The organism is Sporichthya brevicatena, from assembly GCF_039525035.1.
In the GTDB taxonomy this organism is placed as follows: domain Bacteria; phylum Actinomycetota; class Actinomycetes; order Sporichthyales; family Sporichthyaceae; genus Sporichthya; species Sporichthya brevicatena.
Map to the genome: position 1 here is coordinate 81,570 of NZ_BAAAHE010000006.1, position 12,934 is coordinate 94,503.

Consider the following 12,934-nt stretch of genomic DNA (forward strand, 5'->3'; position numbering starts at 1 on the left):
CGCACCATGCCACCGCTCGGGGGAGCTGAAGTGAGAACCGTCCGTCGTCGCCGCCTCGGCCTGAGCGCGGCCGTGGTCGGTCTGGTCCTGCCCGCGCTGCTCGCCTCGACCGCCGTCGCCGTCGACCCGGTCCCGAGCGCCGGCACCATCGGCGCCGCCGAGAGCACCCCGACGCCGACTCCGCAGCCACCGGCGAGCAACAACATCGGCGGCCCGCGGATGACCGAGCGCGGCATCGTCGCGGCTCCCGGCGCCCCGGCCGTCCCCGCGACCACCGCCGCGGCCTGGGTCGTCGCCGACGCCGACACCGGTGAGGTGCTCGCCGCCAAGAACCCGCACGGCCGTTACCGCCCCGCCAGCACGCTCAAGACGCTGCTCGCGCTGACGATGGCCCCGCGTCTGGACCCGAACTCCACGGTCAAGGCCGACCGCACCGACGCGAACCAGGAAGGCACGCGTGTCGGCCTGGTCGCCACGCAGGAGTACAAGGTCGACGACCTCTGGTACGGCCTGCTGCTGCGCTCCGGGAACGACGCCGCGAACGCGCTGGCCCGCGCCGGCGGCGGCACCGTCGAGCGCGGCGTCGCGATGATGCAGGCCGAGGCGCGCCGCCTGCAGGCGATGGACACCACCGTCGTGAACCCGAGCGGCCTCGACGCCGACGGGCAGTTCTCCTCCGCCTACGACCTCGCCCTGTGGGGCCGCGCAGCCCTGCAGCGCCGCGACCTGCGCCACTACGTCTCGTCGGTGCGCCACGTCTTCCCGGGCAACCGGACCGCGAGCGCGACCCCGAAGACGAAGAAGGACTTCTGGGTCTACACCGAGAACCGCCTGCTCCTGCAGGGCTTCAAGGGCGCCATCGGCGTCAAGACCGGCTACACCACGCTCGCGCAGAACACGATCATCGCGGCCGCCGAGCGCGACGGGAAGACGATCGTCGCCTCGCTGATGTACACGCCGTACGGCCAGATCACCAAGGAAGCCGGCGCGCTGCTCAACTACGGCTTCAACGTCGCCGGGAAGATCCAGCCGGTCGGTCAGCTGGTCGACCCGATCTCGACGTCGGTCGTCTCCCCCGAGGACGACGGCTTCACCTCGGTCGGCTCCAACCAGGGCCCCGCGGTCGTCGGCAGCGGCGACAAGGGCGACAAGGCGGGCAACGCCGGCTCCGCCGGCACGAGCATCAACAGCTCCCCGGTCTCCCGCGAGGACTCGCTGCGGTGGTCCGCCGTGGCCGGCTCCGCGCTCGTCGCGGTCCTGCTGATGCTCGGCGCGGCCCGGTTCTTCTCGAACCGGCGCCGGTACCGCCGCTACGGGGCGTACCGCTACTGACTGACCGACCGGGGCCGACCCGGGGCCGACCCTGCGGACTCAGTCCCCGAACGCGAAGTCGAGGAACGGCCGCCAGACCCCGTCGGCGCCGTGCTCGAAGAGGCTGAAGCCCCACACGGTGAAGCGGGCCTCGTACTGGGCGAGCTTGTCGAACGCGTGGGACAGCGCATCGTCGGAGATGTGATGGGCGACCGTCACGTGCGGGTGGTAGACGAACTCGAGCTCGCGGTGCCCGAGCGGGCCGCTGCGGACCTGCTGCTCGAGGAGCTCGCAGTCCGAGATCCCCTCGGCGAGCGTCACGAAGACCACCGGGGACGCCGGCCGGAAGGTCCCGGTACCGCGGAGCAGGATGTCGAACGGGGAGAAGCCGGCCGCGATCGACCGCAGGTGCGACTCGACCCCGGGCAGGTCCCCCTCGGTGATCGGCGTCGGCGGCAGCAGCGTCACGTGCGTCGGGATCGAGCGGGCCAGCGGGTCACCGAAGTGCTCGCGCCAGTCCTGCAGCTCGGAGCCGTGCGGCTCGGGGATCGCGATCGCGACGCCGATGGTGCGGACGACCGACGAGGAGTTCGCACTCATGCGGGCCGCCGTCAGTGCTTCGCCGGGACGAAGCCGACGCGCTCGTAGACCTGCGCCAGTGTCTCGGCGGCGACGGCGCGGGCCTTCTCCGCACCCTGGGCGAGGATCGCGTCGAGGCCCGCCACGTCGTCGAGGAAACCGTGGGTGCGCTCACGGAAGGGCGTCACGAAGTCCACGACGGCAGCCGCGACCTCCTTCTTCAGATCCCCGTAGCCGCGGCCTTCGTAGGACGCGACCAGGTCCGGGATCGGCGTCCCGGTCAGCGCGGACGCGATCGTCAGCAGGTTCGAGATGCCGGGCTTGTTCTCCTCGTCGAAGCGGATCTCCCGCTCGGAGTCGGTGACGGCGCTCTTCACCTTCTTCTCGGAGACCTTCGGCTCGTCGAGCAGCTCGACGATGCCGCCCGGCGAGGACGAGGACTTGCTCATCTTCGCCGTCGGGTCCTGCAGGTCGGTGATCTTCGCCGTCGCCTTCAGGATGTACGGCTCCGGGACGCGCAGGGTCTCGCCGAAGCGGTGGTTGAACCGCTGCGCGAGGTCACGGGTGAGCTCGAGGTGCTGGCGCTGGTCCTCACCCACCGGCACCTGGTGGGCCTGGTAGAGCAGGATGTCCGCCGCCTGCAGGATCGGGTAGGTGAACAGGCCGACGGTCGCGCGGTCGGTACCGCCCTTCGCGGACTTGTCCTTGAACTGCGTCATCCGGGAGGCCTCGCCCATCCCGGTCAGGCAGTTGAACACCCACGCGAGCTGCGAGTGCTCGGGCACATGGCTCTGGACGAACACCGTGCAGCGCTCGGGGTCCAGGCCGGCCGCGAGCAGCTGCGCCACCGACACCCGCGTCCGCTGCCGCAGCAGGGCCGGGTCGTGCTCGACCGTGATCGCGTGCTGGTCCGCGATGAAGTAGAACGCGTCGTGGGTGTCCTGCAGGCCGATCCACTGGCGGACCGCACCGAGGTAGTTGCCGAGGTGGAAGGAGTCCGCGGTCGGCTGGATCCCCGACAGCACCCTGGGTCGATCAGCGTTGCGGAGGGGGGAGTCACGGCGGGCCGACATGGGCATCATTCTTGCAGCCCTCCCGAGGGTCCGAGCCGGGCTGCTCGGCACCGGTGCCCGCGGCCGCCGCCCGGTGCCCTGATCGGGCCGGGACCCGGCCCAGGTATCTTGACCTCAAGCTAATTCGAAGTCCCCCACGCACGTCGGCGACCGCAGGAGGCGCTCCGCACCCATGGCCACGATCATTTACACCCACACCGACGAGGCGCCCCTGCTGGCGACCTACTCGTTCCTGCCGATCATCCAGGCGTACGCGTCCAAGGCGGGCGTCGAGGTCGAGACGCGGGACATCTCCCTCGCCGGCCGGATCATCTCCCAGTTCCCGGAGCGCCTGACCGAGGACCAGCGCATCGGCGACGCGCTCGCCGAGCTCGGCGACCTCGCGAAGACGCCGGAAGCCAACATCATCAAGCTGCCAAACATCTCGGCGTCCATCCCGCAGCTGAAGGCCGCGATCGCCGAGCTGCAGAGCCAGGGCTACGACCTGCCGGACTACCCGGACGACCCGAAGACCGACGAGGAAAAGGCCGTCCGGGCCACGTACGACAAGGTCAAGGGCAGCGCGGTCAACCCGGTGCTGCGCGAGGGCAACTCCGACCGCCGCGCTCCGGCGTCGGTGAAGAACTACGCCCGCAAGCACCCGCACCGCATGGGCGCCTGGAGCTCGGACTCCAAGACCAACGTGGCCACGATGGGCGCCGACGACTTCCGCTCCAACGAGAAGTCGGTCGTGCTGCCCGCGGACGACACCCTGACGATCGAGCTGGCCGCCGCCGACGGGTCGGTCACCGTGCTCAAGGACGGTCTGAAGGTTCTCGCCGGCGAGGTCGTCGACGGCACCGTTCTGCGGGTCGCCGCGCTCCGCGAGTTCCTGACCGCCCAGGTGCAGCGGGCCAAGGACGAGGGCGTGCTGTTCTCGGCTCACCTCAAGGCGACGATGATGAAGGTCTCCGACCCGATCATCTTCGGCCACGTCGTGAAGGCCTACTTCGCCGACGTGTTCGCCAAGTACGGCGACGACCTGGCCGCGGCCGGCCTGAGCCCGAACGACGGCCTCGGCGTCATCTACGCCGGGCTCGACAAGCTGAGCAACGGCGCCGAGATCAAGGCCGCGTTCGACCAGGCCCTCGCCGACGGCCCGGACATCGCCATGGTCGACTCCGACCGCGGCATCACCAACCTGCACGTGCCCAGCGACATCATCGTCGACGCCTCGATGCCGGCCATGATCCGCACCTCGGGCCACATGTGGGGCCCCGACGGCAACGAGCACGACACCCTCGCCGTCATCCCGGACAGCAGCTACGCCGGGATCTACCAGGCCGTCATCGAGGACTGCCGCGCGAACGGCGCCTACGACCCGGCCACCATGGGCTCGGTGCCCAACGTCGGTCTGATGGCGCAGGCCGCCGAGGAGTACGGCAGCCACGACAAGACCTTCGAGATCCCGACCGACGGCACCGTCCGCGTGAAGAACAGCGCGGGCGAGACGCTGATCGAGCACGAGGTCAGCGCCGGCGACATCTGGCGCGCCTGCCAGACCAAGGACGTCCCGATCCGCGACTGGGTGAAGCTCGCCGTCACCCGTGCCCGCGCGACCGGTGCTCCCGCGGTGTTCTGGCTCGACGAGAACCGGGCGCACGACGCCCAGCTCATCCAGAAGGTGCAGGCCTACCTGCCCGAGCACGACACCACGGGCCTGGACATCCGGATCCTCGCCCCGGTGGACGCGATCCGCTTCAGCCTCGAGCGGATCCGCAAGGGCGAGGACACCATCAGCGTCACCGGCAACGTGCTGCGTGACTACCTGACCGACCTGTTCCCGATCCTCGAGCTGGGCACCTCGGCCAAGATGCTCTCGGTCGTGCCGCTGATCAACGGCGGCGGCCTGTTCGAGACCGGCGCCGGCGGCTCGGCCCCGAAGCACGTGCAGCAGCTGGTGAAGGAGAACTACCTGCGCTGGGACAGCCTGGGCGAGTTCCTGGCCCTCGCGGTCAGCTTCGAGCACCTCGCGAACGTGACGGGTAATCAGCGCGCACAGATCCTGGCCGACACCCTCGACCGGGCGACCGGCACGTTCCTGGACGAGAACAAGTCCCCGGCCCGCAAGGTCGGCTCGATCGACAACCGCGGCAGCCACTTCTACCTCGCCCTGTACTGGGCGCAGGAGCTGGCGAACCAGTCCGAGGACGCCGAGCTCGCCGCCGCCTTCAAGGGCCTGGCGGAGACGCTGGCAAGCTCGGAGGAGACGATCAACGCCGAGCTGCTCGCGGTCCAGGGTTCCCCGGTCGACATCGGCGGTTACTACCGTCCCGACGACGCCAAGGCGTCCGCGGTGATGCGCCCGTCGGCCACCTTCAACGAGGCCCTGGCGAGCCTGTAGACCCGCAACGCACAAGGCCCCGCCTCCCGGAAGGGAGGCGGGGCCTTTCGCGTGGTGTGCCGTCTGCGTGTGGGCGAGGTACTCAGAGGTTCGCGACGTCGCCCTGCTTGGCGCGGACGGCCTCGGCGGCCTCCTTCAGCGCGGCGAGCTCGGTCTCGGTGAGGTCGCGCTCGACGACCTTCTTGATGCCGCCGGCGCCGAGCTCGGCCTCGACGCCGAGGTAGACGCCGGAGATGCCGTACTCACCGTCGACCCAGCAGCACACCGGCATGACCGCGCCGGAGTCCTCGGCGATGGCCTTGACCATGCGGGCCGCGGCGGCCGACGGGGCGTAGTAGGCCGAGCCGGTCTTGAGCAGCGCGACGACCTCGGCGCCACCGTTGCGGGTGCGGACCACGAGGTCCTCGATCTCCTCGGCGGAGAGCAGCTCCGAGAGCGGCTTGCCGTTGACGGTGCAGGCGCTCGGGACCGGGACCATCGTGTCGCCGTGCGAGCCGAGGGTCAGCGTGGTGACCGCACCGACCTCGACGCCGAGCTTCTCGGCGACGAAGTTCGTGAAGCGCGCGGTGTCGAGCATGCCGGCCTGGCCGATGACCTTGTTCTTCGGCAGACCCGAGGCGAGCTGCGTCAGCGCGGTCATCTCGTCGAGTGGGTTCGACACGACGACGATGACGGCGTCGGGCGAGTGCTTGACGATGTTCTCGGCGACGCCGCGCACGATCTTCGCGTTGACCTCGATGAGGTCCATGCGGCTCATGCCGGGCTTGCGCGGCAGGCCCGCGGTGATCACGACGATGTCGGAACCGGCGGTCTTCTCGTAGCCGTCGCCGTCCGCGGTGGTGGTGGCACCGGTCAGCTTGGTCTCGAAGCCCTCGATCGGCCGCGACTGGTTCATGTCCAGCGCGAGGCCCTCCGGCTTGCCCTCGACGATGTCGGTGAGGACGACCTCCTCGAAGATGTCGTACTCCGCGAGACGGAGCGCGGTCGTCGATCCGTAGAAGCCGGCTCCGACGACGGTGACCTTGCCCTTGCGCGCCATGACCAGCACTCCTTCATCAAACGGGGGCAACAACTCGGGGACAGCACTCGACGACGCCCACACGGTTTGTCTTGGCGTCAAGAGATTGCTCGGGAAAACCCTAGCCCGGCGATTCGATGGCCGCTCAGGCGGGGGGCGGGACCACCAGCGCCGCGAGGAGGACGCCCAGCCCCAGCGCGGCGAGGGTGATGACGTCCACCAGCCGGCCGCGAACCACGAGCAGACCGGCCGACTCGGACGGGAGCAGGGCGCGCAGACCGGCCGCGAGGACGAGACCTCCGGCGAACAGGACCGTCCCCCGCCGGAAGTGCTCGGAGAGCACGACCAGCACACCCGCGGCGCAGACGGCGAGCACGCACACCAGCGGCCACTCCGCCGCCACGACCCGGCGCACGACGGACCGTCGCACCGGGCGCGGACTCGGACGGCCGGGGGTACTCACGCCCGTCGGCTCAGATCCCGGCGGCGCGCTCGGCGGCGAGCACGACGTTGTCGACGAGCATCGCCCGCGTCATCGGACCGACGCCGCCCGGCATCGGGGCCAGCCAGCCAGCAACCTCGGCCGCGGCGGGGTCGACGTCCCCGACGAGCTTGCCGTCCTCCGAGCGGGACGTGCCGACGTCGAGCACCACGGCCCCCGGCTTGAGCATGTCGGCCGTGACCAGGCCCCGGACGCCGGCGGCGGCCACGACGATGTCGGCCTGCCGCACGTGGGCGGCGAGGTCGCGGGTGCCGGTGTGGCACAGGGTCACGGTCGCGTTCTCCGACTTGCGGGTCAGCAGCAGCCCGAGCGGCCGGCCCACCGTGACACCGCGGCCGACCACGACGACCTCGGCGCCGGCGATCGCGATGTCGTAGCGCGTGAGCAGCTCGACGATGCCGCGCGGCGTGCACGGCAGCGGGGCCGGCTCCCCCAGCACGAGCTTGCCCAGGTTCACCGGGTGCAGGCCGTCGGCGTCCTTGTCCGGGTCGATCAGGCCCAGCACGCGGTTCGCGTCCAGGCCCTTCGGCAGCGGGAGCTGGACGATGAAGCCGGTGCACGCCGGGTCGGCGTTCAGCTCGGCGACGGCCTGCTCGACCTCGGCCTGCGTCGCGGTCGCGGGCAGGTCGCGGCGGATGCTCGCGATGCCGATCTCCGCGCAGTCGCGGTGCTTGCCCGCCACGTACGAGTGGCTGCCCGGGTCGTCGCCGACCAGCACCGTGCCCAGTCCGGGCGTGCTGCCGTTCTCCTTGAGCTTCGCCACCCGCTGGGTGAGCTCCGCCCGGATCGCCGCCGCGGCTGCCTTACCGTCCAGGATCTTCGCCGTCACGGCCTCGATCCTAGGGGCGCGGCTCGCGTCAGCTCTTCTTGGCGTCGAGCGTCAGCAGGCCGAACGGGCTCGGCGCGTCGAAGCGGAGCTCCAGCGCGGTGGCGCCGTCGACGGCGTGCACCCCCGCCCCGTCCGGACGGTAGACACCGGTCGAGGCGGCGAGCAGGTCCTTGACCGACTTCACACCCTTCGACCCGTCCTTGACCGCGACGCCGTCGATCTTCGAGATCGCGACCGAGCGGCGCAGGATGCCGGCATCCGTCTCGCCCGGCAGCGCCGGGAACGAAGCGATGGTGATCTTGTGCTTCAGCGCGACCGCGACGACCGCGAGCAGGACGCGGGCGTCCACCTCGCCGTTCTGCAGCTGCGCCTTGGCGGTGTCGGACAGGCCGACCTTGCCGGACGCGACCAGCGACTTCCCGGTGGCGACGAGCGCGTCCCGGTCGGCCTGGATGTCGGCCGCGACCTTCGCCGCCGAGCCCGGCAGCACCTGGCGGACCTGCGTCCAGCCGCCGTCGGTGGTGAACACCGCGGCCGGCCGCGAACGGTCGAACAGCGCGCGGACCGAGTCCGGGACGCCGGTCCCGGGCTCCTCGCCCGGGCCGCCGGCCAGCACGAGGAACGAGCAGCAGTTCTTGCCCAGGTCGAGCGGTCCGGTGCTGTCGTCCGGGTAGGACGTCAGCGCGTCGGAGTCCTGACCGTTCTGAAGCAGCGTGTCGACCATCGACGCCGGGACGGCCACCGACCCGACCCCGGCGAGGTTGTTGAGCACCCAGGCGCTCGCCTCCGCGACCGGCGGGTTCTCCTTGACGCGGTTCTCCAGAAATCCGAGCCCACCGGCGGCGTAGGTGCCGACGGTCGCGCCGACGGCGATGATCGCCGTTGCCTGCGCGAACCCGATCCAGCGCCGGCGGCGACGCTTGCGCTCCGCCTCCGTCTCCGTCGAGCTCGGCGCGGGCTCCGCCGCCGCCTCGGCGACGGCCGCGGGCGCGGCGGCCGTGGGCGCCGCGTCGTTGCGCTGCGCCGGGACCAGCGGCGCGGGCGCCACCGGGGCCGGGGTCACGGCGGGCGGGGTCACGGCGGCCGGCGAGCCGTCGACCACGGCCGGGGCGGCGATCACGACGCGGTCGGCGGGCAGCGGCTTCCGGCGCCGGCGCGGGGCCGGCACGCTCTGCGCGAAGGTGGGCACGGCGACGGGCTCCGGCGTCCGGTCCTCGACGACCTCAGCGGCCGGGGCAACGGCCGGGGCAACGGGGGCCTCCGCAGCGGCGGGCGCGAGCCGGGCCGAGATCGTCTGGCCGGCGAACGGCAGCGCCGTCTCCGGATCGGCCATCCAGGGCGGGAGCGTGGCCTGCGGGCCGGTCTCCGGGAGCTCGATGTCCGGGCCGAAGTCGAAGAGCCGCTCGGCCTCGTCCGCCGCCGGGTCGACCGCGGTGTCGATCGCCCCCGCGACCGCGCCCGCGAGCGCACCGCTCCCGGTACTCCCCGTCACGATGGCCCGGCGCTCCGACCGCTCGTTGCTCACGCGTTCCTCCCCCGCCGCAGTTCCCCACCCGGCGTCCTATTCGCATACAAACGCCCTGGTAGCCGGACGGCAAGACAGCCATGCCGGAATGGAACGAACGGAGGATGCAAGACGAGCGGTTCGTCCTAGTCGGGGGGACAAAACGGACGACCCCTGCGGGCCAGTCGGCCCGCTCCGCGGCCCGGACCGGCCCGGAACCCCGCCCGAGCGCGCATCCCCGAACGGCCCCACCCCGGACCGGAATCGGTCACCCGCCGTCACCACCGCCCCTCCACTGGAGATGACATCTCCACCGGAAAACACCCCCGCACTGGAGATGACATCTCCACCGAAAAAGGCCCCCTGCACTGGAGATGACATCTCCAGTGCAGGGGGCGCCAGGCGTGGGCGGGCCCGCGGCCTCAGTGGGCGAAGTGGCGCGTCCCGGTCAGGTACATCGTGATCCCGGCGGCGCGGGCGGCGGCGATGACCTCCTCGTCCCGGACCGACCCACCGGGCTGGACGACGGCGGAGACGCCGGCGTCGATCAGCACCTGGAGGCCGTCGGGGAACGGGAAGAACGCGTCTGACGCGGCGACGGAGCCGGCGGCGCGCTCCCCGGCGCGGGCGACGGAGAGGCGGGCGGAGTCGACGCGGTTGACCTGGCCCATGCCGACGCCGACGGTGGCGCCGCCCTTGGCGAGCAGGATCGCGTTGGACTTCACGGCGCGGATCGCCCGCCAGGCGAAGGCCAGGTCGACCAGCTGCTCGGGCGACGCGGGCTCGCCGCACGCCAGCGTCCAGTTGGCCGGGGCGTCGCCGGAGGCGTCGAGCTTGTCCATGGTCTGCAGCAGGACGCCGCCGGAGATCGGGCGGAACTCCGCCGCGCGGCCCGGGAGGACCGGCGCCGACTTGAGCAGGCGGAGATTCTTCTTCGCGCGCAGGATCTCCAGCGCGGCCGGCTCGAAGTCCGGAGCGCAGATCACCTCGGTGAAGATCTCGGCGACCTGCTCGGCCATCGCCGCGGTCACCGGGACGTTGGTGGCGATCACGCCGCCGAACGCGGAGACCGGGTCGCACTCGTGGGCCTTGCGGTGCGCCTCGGCCACGTCCGCACCGATCGCGATGCCGCACGGGTTCGCGTGCTTGATGATCGCGACGCACGGGTCGGCGAAGTCGTACGCGGCGCGGCGGGCCGCGTCGGTGTCGACGTAGTTGTTGTACGACATCTCCTTGCCGTGCAGCTGCTCGGCGACGGCGAGGCCGCCGGCGTCCGAGGCGTACAGCGCGGCCTGCTGGTGCGGGTTCTCGCCGTAGCGGAGGACGGCGGAACGGGTCCAGGTCGCGCCGGCCCAGTTCGGCCACGGCGAGGACGGGTCCTCCTTGTACTGCGACCCCAGCCACGAGGCGACGGCGACGTCGTACTCGGCGGTGTGCTGGAACGCGGCGACGGCGAGCAGGCGGCGGGCTTCCAGCGTGAACCCGCCCTCGGCGACGGCGGCGAGCACGTCGGTGTAACGCTTCGGGTCCACGACGACCGCGACGCTCGGGTGGTTCTTCGCCGCGGCGCGGACCATCGACGGGCCACCGATGTCGATCTGCTCGACGCACTCGTCGGGGCTCGCGCCGGAGGCGACCGTCGCCTTGAACGGGTACAGGTTGACGACGACGAGCTCGAACGGCTCGACGCCGAGCTCGGCGAGCTGCGCGGCGTGGGCCTCGAGCCGGAGGTCGGCGAGGATCCCCGCGTGGACGCGCGGGTGGAGCGTCTTCACCCGGCCGTCGAGGCACTCCGGGAAGCCGGTGAGCTCCTCGACCTTCGTCACCGGGACGCCGGCCTCGGCGATCTTCGCGGCCGTCGACCCGGTCGACACGATGGAGACCCCGGCCGCGTGCAGGCCTTGAGCCAGCTCGGTCAGACCGGTCTTGTCGTAGACGCTGATCAAGGCCCGCCGAACCGGCCGCCGTCCGTCGCTCATCTGACTCTCCATCAGTTCGATCAGTTCGATGCTGCCGTGCCGAACCGCACCCGGCGGCCGTCCAGCACGAAGCCTTCGCGGGCCATCCGACCGACGATCTCGACCAGCAGGCCGCGCTCGACGGTCTTGATGCGTTCGTGCAGGGAGTCCTCGTCGTCGTCGTCGAGGACGTCGACCGCGGCCTGCGCCACGATCGGGCCGGTGTCGACGCCCGCGTCGACGAGGTGCACCGTGCACCCGGTCACACGAACACCGTAGGCGAGGGCGTCACGGACCCCGTGCGCGCCGGGGAACGCGGGCAGCAGCGCGGGGTGCGTGTTCACGCAACGACCCGCGAACCGGTCCAGGAACGTCGCGCCCAGGATCTTCATGAAGCCGGCGGAGACGACGAGGTCGGGCTCGTGCGCCGCGACCGCGGCGGTCAACGCAGCGTCCCAGTCCGACCGCGTGGCGTGATCACCGACGCGGCAGACGAACGTCGGGATGCCGACCTTCTCCGCGCGGCGCAGACCCTCGATGTCCGTGCGGTCCGCGCCGACGGCCACCACGGTGGCCCCGAACGCCGGGTCGGCGCAGGCGTCCAGCAGCGCCTGCAGATTCGTGCCGGACCCGCTGACCAGCACGACGAGGCGGGCTGCCCCCGGGGTAGAGCCGGACGCCGAGACTCCCACCTGCGCGACTGCTCCTGCCATCAGGGGTGCCCACTCCACGTTCCGGACGCCGGTCACGATATCCGCCCCCGGTAGGAGGAATGCACCTCCATGGCAAAGCGCCGGACGGAACGGGCCGAATCGGCGCACACTGACGCCGCCAGGAAGATCGCGACCTCCCTCCCGGTCGCGACCACACACGCAGCGGCGGCAGCGGAAGGACTCGGCGATGTACGAGCGCGGATCGAACTCCTGGAACGACTCCTACGGATCCGGCGCCTGGAACTCCGGCGGATCCACGTCCGGGGGCGACACCCGTCTGAACGGTTCGGCGAACGGCTCGGAGCACGTCTGGTACCGCTCCCCCTCGGGCGACGCGACTCCCCCGGCCCCGGCGTACACGCCCCAGCACACCGCGCCGATCCCCACGCCGGCCTACCCGTTGGCGTCCACCGGCTACGACAGCTACACCGCGGCCCCGGCTCCGGCTCCGGCTCCGGCCGGCTACGGGACGACCTACGACTCGACCTACGAGGCCACCACGTACGAGTCGGCCTACGCGCCGCCCTCCACCCCGGCCTACGCCCCGCCGGCGACCCAGACGTTCCCGGCCACCCCGGCGCCCGGCGTCGCGGACGTCACCGCCTACGACCCGGTCACGGGCCTGCCGCTGACCGAGACCGGCGCCCTCTACCCGATGCGCAACGTCGCCGGGCGGATGGCGATGATCCTCGGCGTCGTCGCGATCCTGTTCACCAGCGTGCTGTTCCCGCTGTTCCCGCTGGCGTTCCTGTTCGCGATCGGGGCGATCGTCCTCGGCCGCAAGGGCCGCCTGCGCGCCCGCTACGGCTTCGCCAGCAACCCCGGCAGCGCCGGCGGCGGCTTCGCGCTCGGCGTGATCGCCCTGGTCCTCGCGACGATCTGGACCGCGGCCGCGGCCTGGCTGTTCACCGCGTACTCCGCGACGGACTTCAAGAACTGCGTCCAGGACACCCACACCGTCGCCGAGGGCATGCACTGCATGGCCGACGTGGTGGCAGCGGGCTAGGGCGTGTTGATCAAGTGATCTGAGGGGAAGTTCGGCCAGGCTCGGGGTCATGGTCAGG

Annotated in this window: 11 protein-coding genes; 3 read left to right on the forward strand and 8 right to left on the reverse strand. The window is 71.6% G+C overall.

Annotation, left to right across the window (positions count from 1 at the left end; translation table 11 throughout):
• Nucleotides 1–30 precede the first annotated feature (30 nt).
• Nucleotides 31–1,332 carry a D-alanyl-D-alanine carboxypeptidase family protein gene (locus tag ABD401_RS03050; protein ID WP_344601453.1) on the forward strand — a complete coding sequence of 434 codons (1,302 nt, stop codon included), beginning with the start codon at nucleotides 31–33 and terminating at the stop codon, nucleotides 1,330–1,332.
• Between the two features lie 39 nt (nucleotides 1,333–1,371).
• Here ABD401_RS03050 and ABD401_RS03055 read toward each other — a convergent pair whose 3' ends face one another.
• Nucleotides 1,372–1,911 carry a 2'-5' RNA ligase family protein gene (locus ABD401_RS03055; RefSeq protein ID WP_344601455.1) on the reverse strand — a complete coding sequence of 180 codons (540 nt, stop codon included), beginning with the start codon at nucleotides 1,909–1,911 and terminating at the stop codon, nucleotides 1,372–1,374.
• Nucleotides 1,912–1,922: 11 nt separating this feature from the next.
• Entirely contained in the window at nucleotides 1,923–2,963 is a 1,041-nt protein-coding gene (gene trpS, locus ABD401_RS03060; RefSeq protein WP_344601457.1) for a tryptophan--tRNA ligase, read from the reverse strand.
• A gap of 172 nt (nucleotides 2,964–3,135) precedes the next feature.
• Between trpS and ABD401_RS03065 the strand changes: the two genes are divergently transcribed.
• Nucleotides 3,136–5,346 (forward strand): NADP-dependent isocitrate dehydrogenase, encoded by a 2,211-nt coding sequence (locus ABD401_RS03065; RefSeq protein ID WP_344601459.1) that lies wholly within the window; start codon nucleotides 3,136–3,138, stop codon nucleotides 5,344–5,346.
• Nucleotides 5,347–5,428: 82 nt separating this feature from the next.
• Here the strand turns inward: ABD401_RS03065 and mdh are convergent, their stop codons facing one another.
• The 6 genes from mdh to purN all read right to left on the reverse strand — a co-directional run bounded on the left by mdh (nucleotide 5,429) and on the right by purN (nucleotide 11,870).
• Nucleotides 5,429–6,385: a malate dehydrogenase gene (mdh, locus tag ABD401_RS03070; RefSeq protein WP_344601462.1), complete on the reverse strand. Its 957-nt coding sequence runs from the start codon at nucleotides 6,383–6,385 to the stop codon at nucleotides 5,429–5,431.
• A gap of 124 nt (nucleotides 6,386–6,509) precedes the next feature.
• Entirely contained in the window at nucleotides 6,510–6,794 is a 285-nt protein-coding gene (locus ABD401_RS03075) for a DUF3017 domain-containing protein (RefSeq protein WP_344601464.1), read from the reverse strand.
• A 43-nt stretch (nucleotides 6,795–6,837) separates the two neighbouring features.
• The gene (locus ABD401_RS03080; protein ID WP_344601466.1) at nucleotides 6,838–7,695 is read right to left on the reverse strand and encodes a bifunctional methylenetetrahydrofolate dehydrogenase/methenyltetrahydrofolate cyclohydrolase; all 858 of its coding nucleotides are present in this window, start codon (nucleotides 7,693–7,695) and stop codon (nucleotides 6,838–6,840) included.
• A gap of 28 nt (nucleotides 7,696–7,723) precedes the next feature.
• On the reverse strand, nucleotides 7,724–9,220 hold the full coding sequence (locus ABD401_RS03085; protein ID WP_344601468.1) for a hypothetical protein: 1,497 nt from the start codon (nucleotides 9,218–9,220) through the stop codon (nucleotides 7,724–7,726).
• A gap of 401 nt (nucleotides 9,221–9,621) precedes the next feature.
• Nucleotides 9,622–11,178, reverse strand: a complete 1,557-nt coding sequence (gene purH, locus ABD401_RS03090) for a bifunctional phosphoribosylaminoimidazolecarboxamide formyltransferase/IMP cyclohydrolase (protein WP_344601470.1) — start codon at nucleotides 11,176–11,178, stop codon at nucleotides 9,622–9,624.
• A gap of 20 nt (nucleotides 11,179–11,198) precedes the next feature.
• Nucleotides 11,199–11,870 carry a phosphoribosylglycinamide formyltransferase gene (gene purN / locus ABD401_RS03095; RefSeq protein WP_344601472.1) on the reverse strand — a complete coding sequence of 224 codons (672 nt, stop codon included), beginning with the start codon at nucleotides 11,868–11,870 and terminating at the stop codon, nucleotides 11,199–11,201.
• A 187-nt stretch (nucleotides 11,871–12,057) separates the two neighbouring features.
• On the opposite strand from purN, the gene ABD401_RS03100 reads away from it, so the two are divergent.
• On the forward strand, nucleotides 12,058–12,876 hold the full coding sequence (locus ABD401_RS03100) for a hypothetical protein (RefSeq protein ID WP_344601474.1): 819 nt from the start codon (nucleotides 12,058–12,060) through the stop codon (nucleotides 12,874–12,876).
• Nucleotides 12,877–12,934: the final 58 nt, after the last annotated feature.